We start from the raw sequence: 23,695 nt of genomic DNA, 5'->3' as shown, positions 1-23,695 counted from the left end.
AATTTTTTTGCATAATATAAACTGGGTGTTCCGTGAAGCGAAAAATATTAATAGTTGAAGATACACCTGCTATAGCGCTTGTGCAGAAACATATAGCGCTAAAAGTAGGCTACGAAGTAGATGTAGCAGAAACGTTAGCACAAACAAAAATACTAATTAGTCAAAATAATTACTTTTGCGCTGTTGTAGATTTTATTTTGCCTGATGCGCCTAATGGTGAGGCAGTACCGTGCACAATTAACGCAGAAATCCCCACCATTGTCATGACGGGTAGCATTGATAAAAAAACACGTGATACTGTTGAAAAATTCCCAATAATTGATTACATAATAAAAGAAAATAAACAAGCTTATCAATACCTTGAAAAACAGCTTAAGCGTTTGCCTCGCAACGAAAGTGTAAAAGTATTAGTTGTTGATGATTCTATATCTACCCGCCACTATATTGTGAGCTTATTGTTACGTCATAAATATCAAGTATCTGAAGCTGAGGATGGCAAGCAAGCACTAGAAATGTTGGCAAAGTCACCCGACATCTCAGTGATCATTACCGACAACGAAATGCCCAATATGAATGGCGATGAGTTATGCAGTGAAATTCGCAGATTATACAATAACGACGAAAAAGCAATTATTGGTATTTCAGGCGCTGACTCGTCGGAGCTATCTACTTTATTTTTAAAAAATGGCGCAAATGACTACCTCCATAAACCCTTTAATAACGAAGAGTTTTATTGCAGGCTAAGCCAAAACGTCGACATGCTTCAACAAATAGCCACAATTAAGCGCCAAGCGAATACGGATTACCTCACTGACCTACCTAATCGTCGTTACTTTTTTGAGCAAGCAAATACGTCTTTAAAAGCGCTCAGCCTTAAAAAGGCAAACGGCTCACTGGCTATGATTGATATAGACCACTTTAAATCTATTAACGACACATATGGCCATGATGCAGGCGATCAGGTTTTAAAAGGACTCGCTATTTGCTTAAAAAAATACTTTGAAAAATATTTAGTCGCGCGTTTAGGTGGTGAAGAATTTGCCGTTTACTTTGCAGATGAAAACACCCCAGAAGCACTGAAGAGACTGGAAGGGTTTAGGTATTTTGTAGAAAATAACAGCCAAGAGTTTAGTAAAGAAAAAATAAAACTGACTATTTCGATTGGCTTTTCTGGCGGGCCCGTTTATCAAATGGATACATTATTAAAACAGGCCGACCAAAAACTTTATGAGGCTAAAGAAGCTGGTCGCAACCAAGTAACTAGCTAAATAAATAGTTAAGCAACTTCGGCGGCTGTAATGGCCGCTTTTTTACGCTTACGTGATTGATGATAAGAATCCCAACTAAAGATAGCCAGAGCACTCCAAATACATGCAAAGGTAATAAGCCTTTCTGTATCAAATACCTCATCGTAAAACACCACAGCAAGTATAAACATTAAACTAGGCCCTATATATTGAAAAAAGCCTAGGGTTGTATATTGCAAGCGCTTAGCGGCACCTGTAAAGCAAAGCAGCGGCAATGTGGTAACAATACCAGCACTAATAAGAAGTAAATTAGTAAGCCAATCGTTATTTGGCAGGCTTGAAGTAGCAGAAGGTGCCATCATCCACCAATAAACCAACGCCACTGGTAGTAATATTAACGCCTCGAGCAAAATGCCCGGCAACGCCTCAACAGGAAGCTTTTTTCGTAACAGGCCATAAAGTGCAAACGATATCGCGAGTGAAAAAGCAACAACAGGGAACGAGCCAAAACTCACCAACTGTAATATCACACCCGAGAACGCAAGCCCAACAGCCACACCTTGAAATTTTCGGAGGCGTTCACCTAAAAAAAGCATGCCTAATAAAACATTTAACAGCGGATTTATGTAATAGCCTAAACTTGCATCGAGCATATGGTTATTGTTAATCGCCCATATAAATAATCCCCAGTTAAAACCAAGTAGCCCCGAGGTGACAACCAGCATTAGCATCAGTTTGGGCTGTATTATAATGTGCTTAATTTTACGCCAATACTTTAGAACACTCACCACTAAAATTAAAAATACGACTGACCACACAACACGATGCATTAATATTTCAAATGCAGTCACATGTTGTATTAACTTGAAGTAAATGGGAGCAAGACCCCACATAACAAAAGCAAGACAGGCAAATATTGCGCCTTTACGCTGCTCGGTAACAATTGGCATAGTAAACACTTAGTGATTTAAAAGGTCGCCAGTTTACTCGCCAAACAGGTTTTATCCAACTAAATACGTGCCCGTGCCAAAAGCGATTTGTACAGATTGCTCATTATGTAATTCCATTCGGCACACGCACACTTTATTACCCGAACGAATAAGCGTGGCACTGGCGGTAAACACATCCCCTTTTCCTGGGCGCAAATAATCGGTGCGTAAATCAATAGTGCCCAGTGTTGCTAATTTTTTTTGTACACTGTTCATATCTAAATCGGTCAGCTTATCTATCACACTCGCCGCTGCGAGCATACCACCGACGTTATCGAGCACCGCTGAAATAACCCCACCATGAAGAATTTTTTGGGCTGGGTTACCTATAAAAACATCCTGCCACGGGAATGTAATTTTAGCTTGTTCTGGGCTAAGTGATTCTACCGATATATTTAAAAATTGATTAAACGGCATACCATTTACGAATAGCGCTCCCACTTGTTCAATTAACATTTCTTTATTCATTATTATTCTCTGATATCAATAGGTACATCGAGTAAAACATACCTTGTTTAAAACTACGAGCGTAAAGCTAAAGACATCTTATAAAAAAAACACTAAAATACCCGCCAATGAATACATCTACACTACCTTCAAGCACCTTAGTGCGAAAACCCGAGACTGTCCTCAAGCAAGTGTTTGGTTACAGCGAGTTTCGAGATGGCCAAAAAGCCGTTATTGATGCCGCTTTAAATGCTCAGGACACACTTGTTTTGCTACCCACTGGTGGCGGAAAATCTGTGTGTTATCAAATTCCGGCGTTAGTTCTTGAAGGGGTGACCATTGTTATCTCGCCACTTATTTCACTTATGCAAGATCAAGTCGCGCAACTTCAAGCTTTGGGTGTAAAAGCGGCATATGTTAATAACAGCCTAGCTCGCGAAGAACAACAACGTGTTTATCAGCAACTTCATCAAGGGCTTATTAAACTATTGTATGTAGCCCCCGAAAAAGTATTACAACGTGATTTTTTAGAGCGATTATCGCATTTAAAAATAAGCTTATTTGCGATCGATGAAGCGCATTGTGTGTCGCATTGGGGTCATGATTTTAGGCCGCATTATTTTCGCTTAAACGAACTTAAGCAACGCTTTGCCCATGTGCCTATGATGGCCCTTACAGCGACGGCCGATAAAGCCACACGCTTTGATATTGTTGAACAGTTAAAACTTCAGCAGCCTTACATTCATACTGGCAGCTTTGATAGACCTAACATTCGTTACACCATAGAAGAAAAGTTTAAACCTATGGTGCAACTATTACGCTACTTAAAAGAACAAAAAAACCAAAGTGGCATTATTTATTGCACTAGCCGAAAGCGTGTTGACGACATAGCAGAAAAACTTGCCGATGCAGGCCTTAATGCAGCCGCTTACCATGCAGGTATGAGCAACGAACAACGCCAGTTTGTGCAAACAGGGTTTGCCCGTGACGATATTCAAATAGTGGTGGCAACCGTGGCTTTTGGTATGGGGATTAATAAACCCAATGTACGTTTTGTTTTGCACTACGACATTCCCAAAAGTATAGAAGCGTACTATCAAGAAACAGGAAGAGCAGGACGCGATGGCTTAGCCGCCGAAGCAATTATGTACTTTGACCCTGCCGATATAGGCCGTGTAAGGCGCTTTTTTGAAGATATTGACGACGAGCAACGTCGCCGTGTAGAAGAGCAGCGCTTTAATGCCATGGCAAGCTTTGCTGAGGCACAAACGTGCCGTCGTCAGATACTACTTAACTACTTTAGTGAATACCAACGCGAGCAATGTGGTAACTGTGATATTTGCTTAAACCCACCAAAAAGCTTTGACGGTACGCTTGTTGCCCAACAAGCGCTTTCGTGTGTATACAGAGCTGAACAGCGATTTGGTTTAGGATACATTGTAGAGCTATTACGTGGCGCCAACACGAGTCGTATTCGCGATAACAACCACCATCAGTTGAGCACTTACGGCATAGGTAAAGACAGAAGCAGTGAGTTTTGGCTGAGTATTTTACGCCAATTAATCCACCAAGGATTACTAAGCCAAGATATAACACAAGGCGCCTCTTTGCGCTTAACCGAAGCCGCCCGCGCTATATTAAAAAGCGAATACGCGCTGCAATTAGCTGAACCTCGCTTACAAGCAAAACACGTATATCAAGATAAGCTAGCGCAATTTAATTATGATAAAAAACTATTTGCTCGCTTGCGTTCATTACGTAAAGAACTTGCAGATGCCGACGATGTGCCACCGTATGTGGTATTTAATGATAAAACGTTAGCCGAAATGGCGCAGCTAATGCCCACGACCGACAGTGAGTTTTTAAAAGTGTCTGGCGTTGGTTTTACCAAGTTAAACAAATACGGCGGAGCTTTTTTAACAGCAATTCGCAACTACTTAGCCACACAATAAGCCAATTATGAGCAAAATAGATTACGACCACACGCACCAATGCATCATCATTACCCCAACAGAGCCGCCACACGATGAAGACTTTGAGCTATGGAGTACCTTATTTTTACACTCAGATGATATCGCTATTAGCGAGTATTCGGCGGGAGCGGATAGGCATCAGGTGCGTTTTTTTTATAGCCAACAAACGTTTAACCTAAATTACGAACACTACAGCCAAAGTATTTGGATTAACGGCGAAGGGCCTGAAGCAGAACATTTATTAGCCGCGCTGGCCTATTACTTAAGCTAAATTAATTATTTTGTTAACACCCATGCTTTTTACTTACAATTAAATAACAATGATGTAAGCTGATATCACGGTAGTCGTTTGCTACGCAGTAGATAAGAGGCTTAATGGTTAGTAATACGTGGTTTTCGCCCTATTGTGGTGGGTTAATTTGTCTTTTTTTATTAATGCCTTGCGCCTTTGCTGAGCAATTTCCTTCAAACATTGGTAGCTGTCCTCTTGAGTCATCAATAAATTTGAGCGAAGAAAAACTACGTCGCCAACTTAACGATGAAACAGTGCTTGTTGCCGCAAAGCCTGATGCAAAAATTGCCACCATTACGCTTGAGCAACTCAATGTATTTAATACTGCGCTGGAAGAAGAAAATAACGCATTGTTTAGGTTTGCTAACCGAGCACACATTCAAACTGAGCCTGAGGTAATTAAAAACCTACTGCTTTTTAACTCTGGCGATCTTTACGATGCTAAAAAGCTTTCTGAATCAGAGCGTCTACTGCGAAAAGAAAACTACCTATACGACGCACAAATTAGCGCAACAGAAAACTGTGATGGCGACATAGATGTAAAAGTAATTACCCGTGATTTATGGACACTCTTGCCAGAAATAAACTTTAGCCGCAGCGGAGGCGAAAATAAATCGAGCATTGGTTTTAGAGAATCAAACTTGTTTGGCTGGGGTAAAAGGTTGTCTTTTTCTCGTACAACCGACAGCGACCGCAGCGGTTATTTATTTGTTTACGACGATCCTAATATTTTTTCTAGCCGCTATCGTGGTCGCATAGAGTATGCCGATAACAGCGATGGTAAGCGTCATTTACTTGAGCTTACTTATCCATTTTATGCCATAGACACACCTTACAGCTACGGTATTTTAAGCTATTCAGAACAACGAGAAGAATCCTTATATCGGCGTGGTAAAGAAATTAGTGAATTTGATCAAACAACCGAACTCAATCGCATTTTTATTGGTCATTCTAAAGCATTAAGTAATAGCTGGACCCAGCGAATTAGCTTAGGTTATGTAGATGAGCAGCATAAATTTAATGCTATTCAAACCACGTTTGAGCCTATAGCTAAAGATAGAAGCTACAGTTATCCCTATATTAGCGGCCATTGGTTTGAGGATAATTTTATTAAGGTGCGTAATTTTGACAGCATTTATCGCACTGAAGATTTAAACCTAGGTTGGAATGCACAAGCATTACTCGGTTACTCAGATGAGTCATTAAGTGATGACGATAGCCGCTTGGTGTATTCGCTTAATGTTAAAACAGCGCATTTTTCTGGCGATAATACGCTTTGGCGTTTTAGCACGAACCTAGAGGGGTTTTGGAACAAAGAACAAAAACAACTCGAAAACTTTAAAGCGACATCGCAAGTACAATATTATCTAAATACAAGTGTTGATCAATCCTGGTATGTAAAAGGCCGTGTGCAATACGCAAAAAACCTCACCGCCGACCAACAGCTTACCCTAGGTGGTGAAACAGGCTTGCGTGGTTACCCTATGGATTACCAACATGGCGACCGTAGCTTTTTAGTGAGCCTAGAAAAACGCTACTACTGGGAGTACGATTTGCTTCAACTATTTAAAGTAGGTGGCGCAGGCTTTATAGATATTGGTAGAGCATGGTTTAATGACCAAACAAATGGTGAAAATAATCATGTTCTCAAAAATGTAGGCGTTGGTTTGCGCCTAGCACCAAGTAGAGCAAATGCAGGCACTATGATCCACCTTGATATAGCTGCTCCCATAGATAGCGCCGACGATGTCGACTCTGTGCAGTGGCTTGTCAGTGTAAAAAAATCTTTTTAAATTGCTACTTAGCGCTAAAATAACACGCTAAACTAAGGCCTTTAAGCTAGTTGAAATTCAACCTAACGTGTTGCTTTATTTACTACTTTTAACTACTACATAACTACAAAAGGCGCTATTTTGGAATTTTTAGATGTTTTAGAATTACTCACCAATCAATATAAACTCATAGTCACCATTATTGCCTTGTTACTGTTTCCAGTGCTATTAAAGCTAACTAAAAAGTTACTTGAGCAAGCCATTAAAGGTAAAGTAGATTTGCACCGTAAATACCGCGCAGAGTTACTGCTTAAAATTATTCTCGCCTTTGTAATGTTATGTTTAGTGTTAGTATTTTGGGGTATTGAACTAAGAGGATTATTGGTTCTAGGCTCGTCACTATTTGCAATGTTAGGTGTAGCGCTATTTGCAGCATGGTCATTATTAAGTAACCTGACCGCGTTTTTATTAATGTTTATTCAAAACGACTGCCGTGTTGGCTTTTGGGTACGCATTGTTGATGGCGCAAACCATATTGAAGGGCGAATTGTCGAAATGGGCTTAATGAATGTTGTACTTGAACATATTGATGGGCACCGCGTCATTTACCCTAATAATTTATTTGTTACGCGCCCTGTTTTGGTTTTAAACGCAGAGCCTAAGCCATCAAAAACGCCGGTAATTAAGCGGATTATAGGCCCTAAAAAATCATAAATTTTGCATAAAAAAAGCCGTTTAAATAACTAAAACGGCTTTTTACTAATTGCTTAAGGGTTAGTTATTTAACTCTGCAGTTTTTAGTTCTTCGTCCAAATCATTTATTTCATCAATAAATGTTTCTAATTGCTGCTCAACCAAGCTATTAGCATGAGCAAAATAAGCAATATGAAAAACTGCATCACCTTCATTAACCAATGGCATAGTTTGCTGACCAATTACAATACCACTTCGTGGTGCTAGTAACTCAAGTTCAGAGTCACCAAGCGGGCTACTTATAAACGCCAGTATTTGCCCTTTTGTAACACGCTCTCCCAGCGATACTTGAGCACGCACAATGCCATCTACTTCAGCTCGCACCCAGCTTGTCGAGCTTGCAATGACAGGCTCTGGTAGTTTTTTAGGGCGTTTGCCGCGCATCATTTTTAAATGGCGCATTACATAGTCAACCCCTTGCACGCCGGCGGCTATTGCAATTGGGTCAAAACGCAGTGCTTCACCCGCTTCATAAGTAATAACCGGTATGCCTAAATTAGCCGCTTCACTTCTTAGTGAGCCATTGCGTAGCGAGGCATCAATCACCGCCGGTGTACCAAAGGCTTTGGCCATCTGCGCCGTAGCCTCATCCGCCAAATTTGCACGTATTTGTGGCAAGTTTGTTCGGTGAATAGCCCCAGTATGTAAGTCAATAATGTGTGTGCAATGCACTGCAACTTGATTGAAAAACATATACGCCATACGACCCGCTAGCGACCCTCTTTCAGAACCTGGAAAACTGCGGTTCATATCGCGACGGTCGGGTAAATAGCGCGATTTATGAATAAAACCAAACACATTCACAATTGGCACAGCGATAAGCGTGCCACGTAGCTGGTTTGGATCTATTTTAGCAAGTAATTGACGAACAACTTCTACCCCATTTAGCTCATCGCCATGGATAGCGGCACATACCATGAGTACAGGGCCCTCCATTACGCCATTAACAACCTCTATAGGTATGTTAAGAGGTGAGTGGGTGTAAAGCTTTGCAGCCTCTAAAGCTAACGTTTTGCGTTCACCAACACCAATACTTTCACCTAATAAAGCGAAAGGACGGTTAATTTTAACCTTTGCCACGAGTTGCGGTTCCTTTGATTGAGGCATTTTTTTCGATGAAATCAATCACCATACCTGCAATATCTTTACCTGTTGCTATTTCAATACCTTCAAGACCTGGTGATGAGTTAACTTCCATCACTAAAGGCCCACGAGATGAACGAAGTAAATCTACACCCGCTACGTTTAACCCCATCGCTTTAGCAGCAGCAACTGCTGTTTTACGCTCTTCAGGGGTAATACGTACTAACGTTGCGCTACCACCACGATGAAGGTTTGAACGGAACTCGCCTTCTTGCGCTTGGCGCTTCATTGCTGCAATTACTTTATCACCTAATACAAAACAGCGAATATCCGCACCACCCGCTTCTTTAATATATTCCTGAACCATAATGTTAGCTTTTAAGCCCATGAAAGCTTCGATTACACTTTCAGCAGCTTTGCGCGTTTCAGCAAGTACAACACCAATACCTTGTGTGCCCTCTAGTAATTTAATCACAACCGGTGCACCGCCAACCATTTCGAGTAAATCTTTCACGTCATCAGGTTTGCTCGCAAACCCCGTTACAGGCATGCCTACACCCTTGCGTGATAATAACTGTAACGAACGTAATTTATCGCGTGAACGAGAAATAGCCACAGATTCGTTTACTGGGTATACCCCCATCATTTCAAACTGGCGTAAAACGGCACAGCCATAAAATGTTACCGAGGCGCCAATACGCGGCACAATGGCATCGAAATCTTTTAAGTTTTCACCGCGATAGTGAATTTCTGGCTGTTCAGAGTTTATATTCATGTACGAGCGAAGTGCGTCTATCACTTTCACTTCGTGCCCACGAGCCTCTGCAGCCTCGATTAAACGACGTGTTGAATATAACTTTCTGTTACGAGATAAAATACCGATTTTCATAGTTAAAACCTTAACTAAATTTTACAGCATTAGTGCTTAATGGCTGCTTTTTTGCAGCATAAGCCCAATACTTTTTATAGTAAATGAGATAATGCCGTGTCAACAACGACACGATTCTCCATGGCTGTTCGACCTAGCAACATTCTAAACTTCATGGTTGCGCGGCTTGTGAGGGTGACTTCAATAGGCCAACTATGTTCACCCGCGTGTAATGTTGTTTCTATAAAATAACGCAATTGCTTTTCACCACTGGAGCTGGTTACGTATTTCATTTTTTTCACTTTAGCATTACAAGTAATTTGAGTTTCTTCGTCATCTTGTAATGGTTGAGCTATAAATTTAACCCACTTTTCGCCATCAACTTCGTACTCTTCAATGTTAATTGCATGAATACATGAAGTGCGTGCACCAGTGTCAACTTTAGCCTTGATCCGCTCAATACCAAGCTCAGGTAAACTTAACCACTCACGCCAACCTATTGTTATTTTTGTCGTCATAAATGTGCCCTTAGTAAAAAAGAGGTTTATACGCTATAGAAATAAAAAGACCAACAAAATAAATTTATCTTACTCATGAATCAATTTGATTGATCTTTAATGCCTATTAGTCTCACAATGCACGTCTTGCTGCAATATAATTAAACAGCATTTAAGCTAGACCAATAATTTAAAAAGTACCTTAACTTATTAAAAGTAAATATGTTTTGGTCAGTTAGATACACTATAGTTTATAGTATTAAAATTACACTATTATGAGACATTATTATGATTAACGGTTTGCTTCACGCCCTAGTGCTTGATGAAAAAGGCGGTGCTCGCGCTATACAAAGCAGCGAAGATCTTCACAACTGGCAACCTGAGCAAGGTAAATTATGGGTCCATATGGATTACAGCCAAACCGACGTAGTCAACTGGCTCAAACACTGTGAGCTTTTAACCGATTATGAGCTAGAGTCATTTACGGCGGATGAAACACGCCCACGTATCACTCAGTCTACAAATGGGCACTTGCTGTTTTTGCGCGGTGTAAACTTAAACCCAGCGCAAAGCCCCGAGGACATGGTGTCGGTACGTTTATTTATTAACGAAAATATAGTCATCACTTCGCGTAAGCGTCGCCTTTTATCTATTGACGATGTACTTAACTCGTTAAAAGACAATAAAGGCCCGTGCTCTATATCAGAGCTTGTGTGTGCTATTACACAAAAGCTGACTTCACGTATGCAAAGTGTTATTAACTCTTTAGATGAAACACTTGATGGCTTTGAAGAAGAAATAGACGAGCCAAGTAAGCGTTTTGACAACCAAGCGCTATCGCAGTTACGCCGCCAAACTATTGCGCTTAAGCGTTATTTAAAGCCTCAAAAAGAGGCGCTCACTACAATGGTAAACGGTCATTATGAGTGGCTTTTAGATGACGATAAGGCAAAGCTAAACGAAACCACTAACTTACTTATTCGCTACCTTGAAGAGCTAGACAGCTCAATAGAGCGTGCACAAATTATTCAACAAACAGTTACTAACCATGTTTCTGAGCAGTTAAACCAACGTATGTATGTGATGTCGGTAGTGGCTGCCTTGTTTTTACCGCTAGGCTTTTTAACAGGCTTGCTTGGGGTAAACGTTGGGGGAATTCCTGGTACAGACAACCCTTACGCATTTACGCTATTTATTGTGTTTTTAGTGATACTTACTGGTGGTATTGGTGTGTATTTTAAAAATAAAAAGTGGCTCTAATAGTATTAAGTGATCTATCTGGAGGCTAAAAAATCATGTCGATGACAGGGCAAACATTTTGTTATTCTAAATACCTAAGTTTAAACCAGTGCCTCCCTGGTTTAGCCCTTCAAGTTTATTAAGTATTGATATAAACCTGATATAGCCATCAATTAAAAACTAAAAAGGCGCGCATTGTTAAATGCTCGCCTTTTTTAATTTTTATACTTGAATCGCTAATTACTCTTGAAAGTAAGTGCCCCAACCGTCGTACTCAACGTCGCATTCAACAGCAAGTGCTGCTAGTTTATCAACGTCTTCCATAATGACGTCTACGTCTAGCTCAGCTTCTACGACTATGTCGAAGCTCCAAATTTTGCTGCCGTCTTCAAGCTCAAGCTCTGCTGGCTCTTCAACATCGTAGCCTAATTTAAAAGCAGCCAATGCAGCTTGCTCTAGTTTAGGGAAGTCTTCACACACAAAGTGGTGTTCTACTTCATAAAGTATTTCAGGATCTGATCCATCTTCAAGTAATGAACTTACGATGTCTTCACTTATTTCGCGCCAGTTTTCCATTATTTCTCTCTCACTTGAGCATCTAATTCGTTTATTTTAGCAGCCATAACAGTATGTACGTTTTGAGCGTGCTCTCGCGCACTTATACTTTTATCAAGTGATATAGGCGCTAACATTTCGATGTAAATTGTACCATTATCCCAACGATTTAGCTTAATGGTTTTATGCGTTGTATTCATACACACGGGAACCACTGGCACGTCCGCACTCATCGCGGTATGAAAAGCACCTGTTTTAAAAGGTAATAAACCGCGCCCATAGCTTCGTGTACCTTCTGCGAATACCCATATAGATAGCCCATTTTTCTTAATTTTTTCAGCTGCTTTTGAAATAGTACCAGCCGCTTTTGAACGATTTGCTCTATCTATTAAAATATTGCCCGACAGCCAATAAAGTTGACCAAAAAATGGGATCCACTTTAGGCTCTTTTTACCAAGACTTACACAGTTTTTTGGTACCATTGCTGGTACTGTAAATAAATCATAACTATTTTGATGATTTGCAACGTACACTGCAGGGCCAATATTCTCAGCATCTTGATGGCGTGTCAGCACTAATTTAACACCGATCATTTTGGCCATAGAACCAAACCAACCTGCAATTATGTGAACATTATTTGGGTGAAAAGGCCTGACTAATGAAAGTAATAAACCAAAAATACAACTCAATAATATAAACATAAACATAATAAAAACACGTATTACAGCTAACAAACTCGTTCTCCAAATCAATTGTGTGCGGTGCGCATGTCATTGTGCACTATGACACTATTATAGCGTTATTTTGTGACACAGACGAGACAATAGCGAACAACTGTACGCTGAAATAGAGTCAATGCTAAAATTAATTGCTTAACACATAACAATAAAATGGTAAAAATTGGGCTCTAAAAACAAAAACGGCCTGCAATTGCAGGCCGTAATACGTGAGCTCAGAGCTTATGATTCATCTACTGTACTTTCAACAGACTCTTCATCTTGAGGCGTTAGCTCAACAACGGCTTCATCAACACGCTGCAAGCCTCGCGGTAACTTATTACCTCGACGACCTCGTTCACCATGATAATGCTCTAAATCTGTTGGTTTAAGGGTTAGCTTGCGTTTACCGGCATGCAATGTAACGCTACTTCCTAGAGGGACAACAGCCAGTACTTTCACAAACTCTTCACGAGCCTGTACCTTTGCACCAGGGATAGAAATAATTTTATTACCCTTACCCTTACCTAGTTTAGGTAAATCGCGTAGCGGGAATAAAAGCATGCGTCCTTCGTTAGAAATAGCCATACAGTAATCGCTAGCTACATCGCTCACTCTAATTGGTTGGAGTAAAATACCGCCTTTAGGCACACTCACTAACGCTTTACCGTTTTTGTTTTTACTCACAAGGTCTTTAAAATCAGTGATAAAACCGTAACCCGCGTCCGATGCCATAAGTAATACTTGGCTATCTTCAGCCATAACAACGTGCTCAAAATTTGCACCGGTTGTTAAGTTAAAACGCCCAGTCATTGGCTCGCCTTGGCTACGTGCCGACGGTAAACTATGTGCATCAGTTGCAAATGCACGCCCTGCTGAATCTAGAAATACAGCGGGCTGATTACTCTTACCGCGAGCTGAAGCTCTGTAGGCATCGCCTGAGCGGTAACTTAATCCTTGCGCATCCAAGTCATGACCTTTACCAACGCGTGCCCAACCTTTGTCTGAAAGAACAACAGTCACTGATTCTGATGGAATTAAATCTTTTTCGTTTAAAGCTTTCGCTTCCGAGCGCTCGATAACAGGAGAACGACGATCATCACCATACATTTCTGCCGCTTCTTGAATTTCTTTTTTAAGCAACGTTGACATACGGCGGTCTGAACCAAGCGTGAGTTCTAATTTATCACGCTCTTTAGCAAGCTCGTCTTGCTCACCACGAATTTTAAACTCTTCAAGTTTAGCTAAATGGCGAAGTTTTAATTCTAAAATAGCTTCTGCTTGTATATCGGTTAAATCAAAGCGCTGCATTAAAATAGGCTTTGGCTTATCTTCACTACGAATAATTTCAATCACTTCATCAATATTTAAGAACGCTGCTAATAAGCCTTCTAAAATATGTAAGCGCGCCAGTACTTTATCTAAACGATACTGCAAACGACGACGAACAGTCTCGCGCCTAAATATGAGCCACTCACTTAAAATACTACGCAAATCTTTAACCTGCGGACGACCATCTAGCCCCAGCATATTTAAGTTTACGCGGTAGTTTTTTTCTAAATCGGTGGTCGCAAACAAGTGAGCCATTAATGGCTCAGCTTTAATACGATTAGAGCGTGGTATAATCACTATACGTGTTGGGTTTTCGTGATCTGATTCGTCACGTAAATCAGCAATCATAGGCAGTTTTTTTGCGTTCATTTGCGCTGCAATTTGCTCAAGTACCTTACCGCCTGAACATTGATGCGGAAGCGCGGTGATCACAATATCGCCTTGCTCTTCACTATACACCGCACGCATTTTAATTGAGCCTCGGCCGGTTTTATATATTTTATGAATATCGGCTTTTGGGGTAATTATTTCGGCATCGGTTGGGTAGTCAGGTGCGTGTACCAGCTCTAATAATTCATCAAGCTCTGTCTTTGGTTTGTCGAGTAATAAACAACATGCACTGGCTACTTCTCTCACGTTATGAGGCGGAATATCAGTTGCCATACCAACAGCAATACCGGTAATGCCATTAAGTAAAATATGCGGTAAGCGTGAGGGCAATACAACTGGTTCGTCTAGTGTACCATCAAAGTTTGGTGTCCAATCTACCGTGCCTTGGCCAAGCTCTTTAAGCAGTACTTCAGAAAACTTAGATAAACGCGCTTCAGTATAACGCATTGCAGCAAATGATTTAGGATCATCAGCAGCACCCCAGTTTCCTTGGCCGTCAACAAGTGGATAGCGATACGAAAACGGTTGCGCCATAAGTACCATGGCTTCATAACAAGCACTATCGCCATGAGGGTGATATTTACCGAGTACGTCACCCACGGTACGGGCTGACTTTTTGTATTTAGCTGCGGCCGATAAGCCTAATTCGCTCATCGCGTAAATAATACGACGCTGCACTGGTTTTAAGCCATCACCAACATGTGGCAAAGCACGATCCATGATCACGTACATGGAATAGTTTAAATAGGCGTCTTCAGTAAAGCGCCCCATTGTTTGTTGCTCTATTCCTTGCATTAGCAAGGTATCTGTATCACTCATTAAAGCTTACCTAGTTTTTCTTATAGCTTACGCGGTAGATTACATTGGCGTAATCGTCACTTACTAACAGACTGCCGTCACCTAACTCTGCAAATGCAACTGGGCGTCCAAATGTTGTTTCGTCTTTCATAAAGCCGGTAATAAACGGCGTGTATTTAGTCACACGGCCTTGCTCTATTGTGGCTATAGCTACTTTGTAGCCTGCTTTTTTACTACGATTCCATGAGCCATGTTCAGCAACAAATAACTGCTCTTTGTAGCTTGCTGGGAATTGTTTTGCGTTGTAAAAATGAATACCTAATGGTGCCACATGGGCAGGCAATGCGAGCGCAGGAGACGTGTAATCAGCAATATTTTTTCCTTTACCAAATTCAGGATCACTAATCGCACCGGCATGAATATAAGGGAACCCAAAGTGCTCCCCTTCTTTACTTACGCGGTTTATTTCATCTGGTGGAATATCATCGCCCATCATGTCGCGACCATTATCACTAAACCACAAAGCCTGAGTGCTTGGGTGAAAATCAAAACCAACGGTATTTCGAACGCCCTGCGCTATTGTTTTAATTTGCTTGGTTTCTACGTTTAGTGAAAAAATACGACCAAAGCGCTCGTCTTCGGCGCAAATATTACACGGTACACCGACAGGAATAAGCAATTCGCCTGTGGGTGTGAAGCGTAAAAACTTCCAGCCATGGTGGCGCTCTGAAGGCAATGCGTTGTAGATCACATCAAACTTTGGATCTTTTAATTGAGTGTCTATATTTTTAAAGCGAATAATACGATGCACTTCACCTACGTATAAATCACCCTCTTTAATAGCCAGCCCTGAGGGCATATTTAAACCCTCTGCAATCACAATTTTTTTATCGGCTACGCCATCGCTATTATGATCGATAAGCGCATACACATTACCTGCTTTACGCGAGCCTGCGTAAACAATGCCTTTTTTTGATACTGCAATTTGGCGCGCATTTTCAACGTCGTCTGCAAATAAACTAAGTTCAAAACCAGGCGCAACACTAAGCTTATCGAGTATGTTTTTAGCCATTGCAGGCGCACTTATTAAACTCAGTAACAATACACTTGCTAGTAGTTTATTCATTTCTATCTCCTAGTGGCCAACACGCATCATTATACTTGTGCCTTGTTACCATGATCTTCTAACCATTGGCGCCTGTCTGGCGAGCGCTTTTTAGCAAGTAACATATCCATCATTTCCATGGTTTGAACTTCTTCATCAAGTGTTAGCTGAACTAAACGTCTTGTATTTGGATCCATGGTGGTTTCGCGAAGTTGCAGTGGGTTCATTTCACCCAATCCTTTAAAACGCTGTACGTTTACTTTACCGCGTTTTTTTTCTGCTTCAATACGGGCCAAAATACTAGTTTTTTCATCTTCATCTAGGGCGTAAAATACCTCTTTACCAATATCTATTCTAAATAGTGGTGGCATTGCTACGTATACATGACCTGTTTTTACTAACTGTGGAAAGTGTCGAACAAACAAAGCACATAACAGTGTGGCAATGTGAAGACCATCGGAGTCAGCATCGGCCAATATACAAATTTTATTATAGCGTAGCCCGCTCATGTCGGCTGAATCAGGATCGATCCCTAAAGCTACCGAAATGTCATGCACCTCTTGCGATGCTAATATTTGCCCTGACTCAACTTCCCACGTATTTAAAATTTTACCACGCAGCGGCATTATTGCTTGAAACTCACGATCTCGCGCTTGCTTAGCCGAGCCACCAGCAGAGTCACCCTCTACTAAAAATAGTTCAGTACGGTCGTTATCTGCTGCACTACAGTCGGTAAGTTTACCCGGTAATGCAGGGCCCGCTGTAACGCGTTTGCGCACTACTTTTTTAGCGGCTTTTAAACGACTTTGTGCGTTTGATATACACAGCTCAGCTAACAACTCTGCTGTATCTGTATGTTCATTTAACCAAAGGCTAAATGCATCTTTTACAACACCCGAAACAAGTGCCGCACACGTGCGTGAAGACAGTTTTTCTTTTGTTTGACCGGCAAACTGAGGGTCTTGCATTTTAACCGAAAGCACATAACTACAGCGCTCCCATATATCGTCTGGGGTAAGTTTTACACCACGAGGTAATAGGTTTCTAAATTCACAAAACTCGCGCATGGCTTCAAGTAAGCCTTGGCGTAAACCATTAACATGTGTACCGCCTTGCGCAGTGGGGATTAGGTTTACATAGCTTTCAGCTATCGATTCACCGCCCTCTGGCAGCCATACCACAGCCCAATCAACCCCTTCAATAGCACTTTTAAACTCACCTACAAATGGGTCTTGTGGCAGCGTTTCGAAACCTTTAACCGCTTCAATTAAATAATCTTTTAAGCCGGTTTCGTAAAACCATTCTTGCGTTTCTTTTGTTTGTTTATTAACAAATTTAATACGCAAACCAGGGCAAAGTACCGCTTTGGCTTTTAATAAATGATTAAGCTTGGTAATAGAGTAATTAGCAGAGTCAAAATAGCTGGCATCGGCCCAAAAGCGAACGGTAGTCCCGGTGTTACGTTTACCGACAGTGCCTATAACGTTTAAATCTTCAACTTTATCACCGTTTTCAAAGGCCATTCTGTATTGCTGCGCATCACGGCGAACTGTTACTTCTACACGTGTAGATAATGCATTTACAACTGAAATACCTACCCCGTGTAAACCACCTGAAAACTGATAGTTTTTGTTTGAGAATTTACCACCGGCATGCAGCTTAGTAAAAATAAGCTCTATACCTGGAATACCTTCCTCTGGGTGAATATCAATGGGCATACCACGACCGTCATCACTTACTTCAAGCGAGTTATCTTCGTGTAGAATTACGTCAATCTTAGTTGCATGGCCCGCCATAGCTTCATCGACACTGTTATCGATTACTTCTTGGCCTAAATGATTTGGGCGCACAGTATCGGTGTACATCCCGGGGCGTCTTTTTACCGGATCTAATCCATTAAGTACTTCAATGGCTTCGGCGTTATAATTTTGATCACTCATAGTTTTTATCTTTATATGCGCTAAGGCTATGCTTAACTAGTTTTACGTGATTTTAAGAAAATCTACAATACTTGCAAAGGTTTGTTCAAAGCCAAGATAGCTGTGATCGCCACCAAACTCGATCCTTTGCTTACATTGCGAATAATAGTTTACTGCGTGTTGAAAATTTAACACTTCATCGCCTGTTTGCTGTAATAAATACAGTAATTCAGGGTGCTTTAGGTTATCAACAGCCAACGCTTTTAAAGCCGCTATGTGGCTGCTATTCAATTCATAATGATAATCTTGATACGGATTATAATTTAAACCAAGCAACGGCTTTAATAAAGTGTATGGCGCAACCGCGGGATTTATAACCACAGCAGGAATTTGATAACGCTGCGATAAATACGTGGCAAAAAATCCACCTAATGAGCTACCTAATAAAACAGTATTAGGTGTAAGTAATTGCTCAAGCGCTATGATGGCTTGTATGGGCTCATGGTTTAGGCACGGTACACAATAGTCAACGTCATAGTGTGCCATAAGCTCGCCAAAGCGCACAGCTTTATATGATTTATCTGAGCTATTAAAACCATGAATATAGATTACCCGTTTAGCCATACTACTTCCATATCTGTGCTTATATTCTCTTTTTTGGTGCTGATACATATCAGCCTGTATGCTGGCCCATGGTCTTGCTGTATCCATTCGGGGCTGTGTTTTTTAAACTGCACTGAGCTGGCTGGGGTAGCGTAAATGGGAAGCGCTCTAAACGTTTGCATGTATTCGTTATGCACATGACCATGAAACAAGCCGAAAACGTTTTCGCTATTAACTAATATATTAAGTAATTGCGGCCCGTTTTCGAGCATGTGTTTGTCTAGGTAGCCATCAATGGGGAGTGGGTTATGGTGACAAAACATAATTTTGGAACTCGCCGAAGCAAACAGCCGTTCGGTAATTTCATTCAAATGCGTGCCTGTTACCCACCCTGCAGGCGTTGGCCCTTTAGAATTAATAAGAAGTAACTCAACGCCATTTGCCACTATATGTTTAGCGCGATTTATTTGCCCACCACTCATTCGGTTAAGCTGAGCAATGTCATCATGGTTACCTGGAACCCAAAAAACAGGGCATCTTAAATCACTTTGGTTAATCAGCTCACTAAATAAAAAATAGGACTCTGCGCTATGATCTTGTGTAAGGTCGCCGCCAAATATTACAAAATCAAGGGATTGCTTAGCCATATGAGCCAGCGCCTGTTCAAAGTAATTCGCCGTATTTACGCCAAAGTACTCACCTGCTTTATTTGAGAATAAATGACAATCGGTAATATGTGCTATGCGTAGCGACGACTTATCAATGAGGTAAGGTTCATCAAACCAAGCCATTATTTACATCCCAATTCAGCGTTGCTTGTCCGTGTTCTACACAGGCTACAAGCCAGTCGTATAAAAATGCATTGAGTTGATATTTTTCATCTTTTTGGTGCATTTTTGGATTAGGGTAACCATAAGAAGGCTTAATACGCTGATGATAATCGTGATGGATAATTTCAGCCACTTTAGCATCGTGATACAACCTCACAGTTAAATAAAGCGGTGCAATCCCCTTTACCATGCCGCTTAGCTGCTTAATAGAAATATCCATAGTGTATTTTGCACTGCCATCAACCTTAGTCGCAAACTCACTGTTCCCCAACTTCACTTCTCGGCTGCAGCCAATCGCTCGTTCAGCCGGTAACAATTTTAAAAGTCGTAAGTAGTTGTGCTCACAAAGCGTTAAATACTTTGGGAGGCTTTGGATATATCTATTTGTTGCTAATTGTACTGTCAAAATACCACCATTATACTGTGAGCCAATTTGTGGCTATGAAGAAGAGTCTGTCCACTTGTGTTTCATTTTTTCATGGTTAAGTGCAAGCCACTGCATGCAAATAACAGTTGCAGCATTATCCATTTCACCATTGTTGAGGCGAGTTAGCGCATCATCAACGCTGAGTACATGAGTTTTTATATCTTCACCTTCGGTTTCAAGGCCATACACGCCAGACTCAACGTCACTTAAATCGGCCCGTGCAAGATATAAATGTAACCGCTCTGTTGTACCACCAGGGCTTGAAAGGTACGAAAGCATAAATTCAAGCTCTGTTAAATTAAGCCCAGCTTCTTCGTACGCTTCTTTCTTTACGACCGATTCATAATCGTCACTGCCGTCAGTCATTCCAGCAATACATTCTAGTAGCCAAGGTGAATGTTTGCTTTTAATAGCCCCTATACGTATTTGTTCAATTAAAAGCACAGTGTCTGATATGGGGTCGTAAGGCAACACAGCAATGGCGTCTCCACGCTCTAAAATCTCGCGACTAATAAGTTCTGATTTACCGCCCGCAAACAAGGCATGTTCAAACTGATACAAATCAACCTGAAAAAAGCCTTTATACAAATTTTTGACAGGCTTTACGCTGACATCTTTATGCGTAAACTGAACAAGTTTTTTATCTGGCACGTAAGCATCCTCTAGTTATTAAAAACTTTGAAGTACGTTAATATATTCTGTTACATTTCGACGCACTGTTTTACTCTTTTTATTTTTAGTTATTACGTAAAACAGGTTACCATGGTTTTAGTATAAAAATTGTCTAAGGACCGAACAACACATGAAAAAGAACATTCTTGCGGCGCTAGTTAGTTTATCATGCGCATTAGGCACAACAGCAGCAAACGCTGAAGATTTACTACAAGTTTTTGAAATTGCAACGGCCAACGATCCTACCGTTTTAAAAGCAAAAGCCCAAGCAGACGCACAATCTTACCAAGCAGATACTGCAATGGCTGCATTATTGCCGCAAATTGGTTTAACAATGGGTTATACAAAAAGTGACTCAACCTCTTTTCAAAGTGTGACGGATTTATCAAACCAAGTTAAAGTCGAAAGCGACTCTGATCAGTTCACCCGTGGCCTTAGCTTAAGCCAAACTTTATTTGATTTGGGCGCATGGAACTCGTTAGACATTGCAGACAAACAAGCGTTGCAAGCAAATGCTCAATACGACTCGGCTAAACAAAACTTAATTGTTCGTGTTGCTGAAGGCTACTTTAACGTTTTAAGTGCGATTGATAACCTTGAATTTATTAAAACGGAAAAACGCGCCATCGAACGCCAGCTTGAACAAACTAAACAACGTTATGCTGTTGGTTTAACGGCAATTACCGATGTACACGAAGCACAAGCACAGTTCGACAACTCTGTTGCACAAGAAATTATTGCCAATAACTCAGTAGAAACAGCGCGTGAGCAACTACGAGAAATTACGGGTAAATACCACGCTAAGTTAGACTTTTTAAATACAGAGACATTTTCTACAACTAAGCCAGCTCGAGACTCTAGCGACTTTTTAAATATTGCTAAAGATAAAAATATTAGCTTGCAAGTTGCTAAAGTAACCGTAGATATAGCGCAAGATCAAATTAAACTGGCAAGAGCGGGCCACTATCCAAAGCTAACCCTAAGCGCAAGTTATGGCGACTCTTTAACAGACGCAGACAGAAATGGTACAAGCCTAACTAGACAACCTCGTGCAGACTCAACCTCGGTAGGCCTTAACTTTAGCCTGCCTTTATACTCTGGGGGTGCAACAGTTGCAGCTACTGATCAAGCACGTGCATTTTACGTGGCAGCTAGCCAAGATTACGAAGCCAATTACCGCGCAATTACCCGCACGGTTATCACGTCTTACAATCAAGTAGTGTCTGACATTGCAACCTATAAAGCGCTAGAGCAAGCAGTTGTATCTGCCCAAAGTGCTTTAAAAGCAACAGAGGCAGGCTTTGAGGTCGGTACGCGTACAATTGTTGATGTACTTGTAAGCACACAAAACCTATACAATGCTAAACGTAACCTTGCTGATGTACGTTATCGTTATGTGCTATCTACTCTGCGCTTAAAGCAAGCAGCGGGTACACTAACAAGCAAAGACCTAGCAGCTATAAACCAGGGTTTAAAAGCAGCCTAAACAGTCACAAAACACATACAAAGCCAGCTACATGCTGGCTTTTTGTATTTTACAGCGCTTAGCGTTAAACTAGCGTTTTTAATTTTAGAGCAATTTTTGTGGTCACCTCATCTCCTTTTAAAGCATCTTTTTTAGGCCCTCGATACTGGCTAACGTGGATTGGCGTTTTTTTCTTATACCTAATTTCTTGGCTTCCGCAAAAACTTCAATTAGCCCTGGGCAAACTACTTGGCCGTTTAGTTCATAAATACATGAAACGCCGCCGACACATTGCCGAAGTAAATATTAAACGCTGCTTTCCTGATATGAGCGACGAAGATCAAAAAGCATTGGTGCTAAAAAATATGGAAAACACTGGCATTGCGATGGTTGAAACCGGAATGGCATGGTGGTGGCCGCAGTGGCGAGCGAAAAAAGCTTTAGGGTCTTTAAAAGGGCTTGAACACTTTGAACGAGTGCAACAATCTGGAAAAGGCGTACTGTTACTAGTACCTCATGTTTTACACCTTGAAATGGCAGGCCGATTAATGGGATTGGGTTGTATGGGTATTGGTTTTTACCGCCCGCACAACAACCCATTAATGGAGTACTTTACAACTAATGGCCGCCTTCGCTCTAATGAATACTTGGTTGGTAAAAAGGACGTAAAAGGCTTACTAAAAGCCTTAAAAAATAAAAAAGTGTGCTACTACCTACCCGATCAAGACTATGGCCGTAACCGCTGCGAATTCGTCCCTTTTTATGCAGTGCAAGATACCGCAACTACAACAGGTACACTGATGTTTGCTGGCAGTAAAAATTGCGAAACAATGAGTTTGATTACCCGCCGAGATGAAAGTGGAAAGTACCATTTAGAAATTATTCCAGAGCTTGAAAACTTCCCAAGCGGTGATGACAAAGCCGATGTCACGCGTGTTAATCAACGCATGGAATTATCAATTAATGCCGCACCAGAACAATACATGTGGCTACATCGCCGTTTTAAAACGCGACCAGATAAAAATACTCCTTCATTTTACAAATAGTAATGGTATAACAATAACAGGAACAAATAAGGGTGGTTGTTGTAATGTGGTTTTGGATTAGGTACTTGTCATTTGCAGTCATATTAATAGCGCTTGCTGCGTACTTTTTAATGGGAAATGTTCCAACATTAGATTTAAAAGAATCTAAAAATGCCGCTGCCGAAGGATTATCTCGCTTTTATGCCTCGATTCGAAATCAAGTTAAAAGCAACAAAGAGCGCGACCAATACGTATTGAGTTTAAAAAAGCCAGATCAAACTGTCGATAGAGTTTTAGCTGAGCGCACGCGCACTGTTACCCCCATGCCAGCAAGTTGGACAGGAAGTGTGGAGCCTAGGCGCTTCGAAAACGGTTCAACATTGAAAGATGTTTTAGTTGAGTATGCTAAAAGCGAAGGCATTGAGCTCTATTGGTACTTAAGTAAAGACTATGTCGTTAAAGATCATTTTAGGGTCGACAGTAATTTCACCTCAGCCCTGTACCAAGTAGGCAGAGCAATAAATGATGACTTTGAACACGAGGTTTACACCTACTTTTGTAATAAGCAAAGAGCGGCAGTAATTACTGAATTGCCCTCTGAGTTTGTGCGTGCTAACTGCTTAAAACTCAACATTTGAGTTAGATAAAAAATCACGCTTTTGCGTGATTTTTTATCAAAGCACATCACTTAGAGCGTG

At 41.0% G+C, this 23,695-nt stretch carries 23 protein-coding genes; 9 read left to right on the top strand and 14 right to left on the bottom strand.

Annotation, left to right across the window (positions count from 1 at the left end; translation table 11 throughout):
- The first annotated feature begins 32 nt into the window (after window positions 1-32).
- Window positions 33-1,268 carry a diguanylate cyclase gene (locus R0J88_RS09630; RefSeq protein ID WP_410899775.1) on the top strand — a complete coding sequence of 412 codons (1,236 nt, stop codon included), beginning with the start codon at window positions 33-35 and terminating at the stop codon, window positions 1,266-1,268.
- 8 nt (window positions 1,269-1,276) lie between these two features.
- Here the strand turns inward: R0J88_RS09630 and rarD are convergent, their stop codons facing one another.
- Both rarD and R0J88_RS09620 read right to left on the bottom strand, forming a co-directional pair.
- Complete coding sequence (gene rarD / locus R0J88_RS09625; RefSeq protein WP_010556565.1) at window positions 1,277-2,197, bottom strand: EamA family transporter RarD; 921 nt, start codon at window positions 2,195-2,197, stop codon at window positions 1,277-1,279.
- A 51-nt stretch (window positions 2,198-2,248) separates the two neighbouring features.
- Complete coding sequence (locus tag R0J88_RS09620) at window positions 2,249-2,704, bottom strand: thioesterase family protein (protein ID WP_410899774.1); 456 nt, start codon at window positions 2,702-2,704, stop codon at window positions 2,249-2,251.
- Window positions 2,705-2,811: 107 nt separating this feature from the next.
- Here R0J88_RS09620 and recQ point away from each other — a divergent pair, with 107 nt between their 5' ends.
- The 4 genes from recQ (at window position 2,812) to R0J88_RS09600 (ending at window position 7,434) form a co-directional block, all read left to right on the top strand.
- Complete coding sequence (gene recQ / locus R0J88_RS09615) at window positions 2,812-4,635, top strand: DNA helicase RecQ (protein WP_410899773.1); 1,824 nt, start codon at window positions 2,812-2,814, stop codon at window positions 4,633-4,635.
- A 7-nt stretch (window positions 4,636-4,642) separates the two neighbouring features.
- Window positions 4,643-4,927, top strand: a complete 285-nt coding sequence (locus R0J88_RS09610; RefSeq protein WP_410899772.1) for a DUF3630 family protein — start codon at window positions 4,643-4,645, stop codon at window positions 4,925-4,927.
- A 164-nt stretch (window positions 4,928-5,091) separates the two neighbouring features.
- Window positions 5,092-6,741: a BamA/TamA family outer membrane protein gene (locus R0J88_RS09605; protein ID WP_410899788.1), complete on the top strand. Its 1,650-nt coding sequence runs from the start codon at window positions 5,092-5,094 to the stop codon at window positions 6,739-6,741.
- Between the two features lie 120 nt (window positions 6,742-6,861).
- Window positions 6,862-7,434, top strand: a complete 573-nt coding sequence (locus R0J88_RS09600; protein ID WP_203984983.1) for a mechanosensitive ion channel domain-containing protein — start codon at window positions 6,862-6,864, stop codon at window positions 7,432-7,434.
- A gap of 60 nt (window positions 7,435-7,494) precedes the next feature.
- On the opposite strand, the gene R0J88_RS09595 is transcribed toward R0J88_RS09600, so the two are convergent.
- The 3 genes from R0J88_RS09595 to R0J88_RS09585 all read right to left on the bottom strand — a co-directional run bounded on the left by R0J88_RS09595 (window position 7,495) and on the right by R0J88_RS09585 (window position 9,942).
- Entirely contained in the window at window positions 7,495-8,553 is a 1,059-nt protein-coding gene (locus R0J88_RS09595; protein ID WP_203984985.1) for a succinylglutamate desuccinylase/aspartoacylase family protein, read from the bottom strand.
- Complete coding sequence (rimK, locus tag R0J88_RS09590; protein ID WP_006793168.1) at window positions 8,540-9,445, bottom strand: 30S ribosomal protein S6--L-glutamate ligase; 906 nt, start codon at window positions 9,443-9,445, stop codon at window positions 8,540-8,542. Before rimK ends, R0J88_RS09595 begins: the two co-directional genes overlap by 14 nt.
- A 74-nt stretch (window positions 9,446-9,519) precedes the next feature.
- Entirely contained in the window at window positions 9,520-9,942 is a 423-nt protein-coding gene (locus tag R0J88_RS09585; protein ID WP_058552430.1) for an ATP-dependent zinc protease, read from the bottom strand.
- A 267-nt stretch (window positions 9,943-10,209) separates the two neighbouring features.
- Between R0J88_RS09585 and R0J88_RS09580 the strand changes: the two genes are divergently transcribed.
- Entirely contained in the window at window positions 10,210-11,181 is a 972-nt protein-coding gene (locus R0J88_RS09580; protein ID WP_410899771.1) for a zinc transporter ZntB, read from the top strand.
- Window positions 11,182-11,400: 219 nt separating this feature from the next.
- Here the strand turns inward: R0J88_RS09580 and rraB are convergent, their stop codons facing one another.
- The 9 genes from rraB to R0J88_RS09535 form a co-directional block, all read right to left on the bottom strand.
- Window positions 11,401-11,736, bottom strand: a complete 336-nt coding sequence (gene rraB / locus R0J88_RS09575; protein ID WP_006793171.1) for a ribonuclease E inhibitor RraB — start codon at window positions 11,734-11,736, stop codon at window positions 11,401-11,403.
- A complete protein-coding gene (locus R0J88_RS09570; RefSeq protein ID WP_006793172.1) occupies window positions 11,736-12,449 on the bottom strand; it encodes a 1-acylglycerol-3-phosphate O-acyltransferase in 714 nt (237 codons plus the stop codon). Before R0J88_RS09570 ends, rraB begins: the two co-directional genes overlap by 1 nt.
- A 225-nt stretch (window positions 12,450-12,674) precedes the next feature.
- A complete protein-coding gene (parC, locus tag R0J88_RS09565) occupies window positions 12,675-14,972 on the bottom strand; it encodes a DNA topoisomerase IV subunit A (RefSeq protein WP_410899770.1) in 2,298 nt (765 codons plus the stop codon).
- 10 nt (window positions 14,973-14,982) lie between these two features.
- Window positions 14,983-16,077 carry a PQQ-dependent sugar dehydrogenase gene (locus R0J88_RS09560; protein WP_276753852.1) on the bottom strand — a complete coding sequence of 365 codons (1,095 nt, stop codon included), beginning with the start codon at window positions 16,075-16,077 and terminating at the stop codon, window positions 14,983-14,985.
- A gap of 29 nt (window positions 16,078-16,106) precedes the next feature.
- A complete protein-coding gene (parE, locus tag R0J88_RS09555) occupies window positions 16,107-17,996 on the bottom strand; it encodes a DNA topoisomerase IV subunit B (RefSeq protein WP_010556570.1) in 1,890 nt (629 codons plus the stop codon).
- A gap of 42 nt (window positions 17,997-18,038) precedes the next feature.
- Window positions 18,039-18,599 (bottom strand): YqiA/YcfP family alpha/beta fold hydrolase, encoded by a 561-nt coding sequence (locus R0J88_RS09550; protein WP_410899769.1) that lies wholly within the window; start codon window positions 18,597-18,599, stop codon window positions 18,039-18,041.
- On the bottom strand, window positions 18,584-19,369 hold the full coding sequence (locus tag R0J88_RS09545) for a metallophosphoesterase (RefSeq protein ID WP_410899768.1): 786 nt from the start codon (window positions 19,367-19,369) through the stop codon (window positions 18,584-18,586). The genes R0J88_RS09550 and R0J88_RS09545 overlap by 16 nt, the downstream gene beginning before the upstream one ends.
- The gene (locus tag R0J88_RS09540) at window positions 19,356-19,814 is read right to left on the bottom strand and encodes a DUF1249 domain-containing protein (RefSeq protein WP_008128954.1); all 459 of its coding nucleotides are present in this window, start codon (window positions 19,812-19,814) and stop codon (window positions 19,356-19,358) included. The genes R0J88_RS09545 and R0J88_RS09540 overlap by 14 nt, the downstream gene beginning before the upstream one ends.
- Before the next feature lie 33 nt (window positions 19,815-19,847).
- Window positions 19,848-20,486 (bottom strand): NUDIX domain-containing protein, encoded by a 639-nt coding sequence (locus R0J88_RS09535; protein ID WP_008110587.1) that lies wholly within the window; start codon window positions 20,484-20,486, stop codon window positions 19,848-19,850.
- Between the two features lie 151 nt (window positions 20,487-20,637).
- Here R0J88_RS09535 and tolC point away from each other — a divergent pair, with 151 nt between their 5' ends.
- The 3 genes from tolC to R0J88_RS09520 all read left to right on the top strand — a co-directional run bounded on the left by tolC (window position 20,638) and on the right by R0J88_RS09520 (window position 23,635).
- On the top strand, window positions 20,638-21,993 hold the full coding sequence (gene tolC / locus R0J88_RS09530) for an outer membrane channel protein TolC (RefSeq protein WP_410899767.1): 1,356 nt from the start codon (window positions 20,638-20,640) through the stop codon (window positions 21,991-21,993).
- A 98-nt stretch (window positions 21,994-22,091) separates the two neighbouring features.
- On the top strand, window positions 22,092-23,018 hold the full coding sequence (gene lpxL, locus R0J88_RS09525; RefSeq protein WP_010556574.1) for an LpxL/LpxP family Kdo(2)-lipid IV(A) lauroyl/palmitoleoyl acyltransferase: 927 nt from the start codon (window positions 22,092-22,094) through the stop codon (window positions 23,016-23,018).
- A 44-nt stretch (window positions 23,019-23,062) separates the two neighbouring features.
- Window positions 23,063-23,635: a toxin co-regulated pilus biosynthesis Q family protein gene (locus R0J88_RS09520; RefSeq protein ID WP_006793182.1), complete on the top strand. Its 573-nt coding sequence runs from the start codon at window positions 23,063-23,065 to the stop codon at window positions 23,633-23,635.
- The last annotated feature ends 60 nt before the right edge of the window (window positions 23,636-23,695 follow it).

The organism is Pseudoalteromonas sp. SIMBA_162, assembly GCF_046535955.1.
Classification (GTDB): Bacteria; Pseudomonadota; Gammaproteobacteria; order Enterobacterales; family Alteromonadaceae; genus Pseudoalteromonas; species Pseudoalteromonas marina.
This window is presented reverse-complemented; position numbering and strand designations above follow the sequence as displayed.

Excerpts from the sequence above, each read along its gene's own strand:
- tolC (WP_410899767.1), top strand. The coding sequence starts at position 20,638 with ATGAAAAAGAACATTCTTGCGGCGCTAGTTAGTTTATCATGCGCATTA.
- R0J88_RS09550 (WP_410899769.1), bottom strand. The coding sequence starts at position 18,599 with ATGGCTAAACGGGTAATCTATATTCATGGTTTTAATAGCTCAGATAAA.
- R0J88_RS09585 (WP_058552430.1), bottom strand. The coding sequence starts at position 9,942 with ATGACGACAAAAATAACAATAGGTTGGCGTGAGTGGTTAAGTTTACCT.
- rimK (WP_006793168.1), bottom strand. The coding sequence starts at position 9,445 with ATGAAAATCGGTATTTTATCTCGTAACAGAAAGTTATATTCAACACGT.
- R0J88_RS09545 (WP_410899768.1), bottom strand. The coding sequence starts at position 19,369 with ATGGCTTGGTTTGATGAACCTTACCTCATTGATAAGTCGTCGCTACGC.
- parC (WP_410899770.1), bottom strand. The coding sequence starts at position 14,972 with ATGAGTGATACAGATACCTTGCTAATGCAAGGAATAGAGCAACAAACA.
- rraB (WP_006793171.1), bottom strand. The coding sequence starts at position 11,736 with ATGGAAAACTGGCGCGAAATAAGTGAAGACATCGTAAGTTCATTACTT.
- R0J88_RS09620 (WP_410899774.1), bottom strand. The coding sequence starts at position 2,704 with ATGAATAAAGAAATGTTAATTGAACAAGTGGGAGCGCTATTCGTAAAT.
- rarD (WP_010556565.1), bottom strand. The coding sequence starts at position 2,197 with ATGCCAATTGTTACCGAGCAGCGTAAAGGCGCAATATTTGCCTGTCTT.
- parE (WP_010556570.1), bottom strand. The coding sequence starts at position 17,996 with ATGAGTGATCAAAATTATAACGCCGAAGCCATTGAAGTACTTAATGGA.
- R0J88_RS09580 (WP_410899771.1), top strand. The coding sequence starts at position 10,210 with ATGATTAACGGTTTGCTTCACGCCCTAGTGCTTGATGAAAAAGGCGGT.
- R0J88_RS09605 (WP_410899788.1), top strand. The coding sequence starts at position 5,092 with ATGCCTTGCGCCTTTGCTGAGCAATTTCCTTCAAACATTGGTAGCTGT.
- recQ (WP_410899773.1), top strand. The coding sequence starts at position 2,812 with ATGAATACATCTACACTACCTTCAAGCACCTTAGTGCGAAAACCCGAG.
- R0J88_RS09520 (WP_006793182.1), top strand. The coding sequence starts at position 23,063 with ATGTGGTTTTGGATTAGGTACTTGTCATTTGCAGTCATATTAATAGCG.
- R0J88_RS09610 (WP_410899772.1), top strand. The coding sequence starts at position 4,643 with ATGAGCAAAATAGATTACGACCACACGCACCAATGCATCATCATTACC.
- R0J88_RS09560 (WP_276753852.1), bottom strand. The coding sequence starts at position 16,077 with ATGAATAAACTACTAGCAAGTGTATTGTTACTGAGTTTAATAAGTGCG.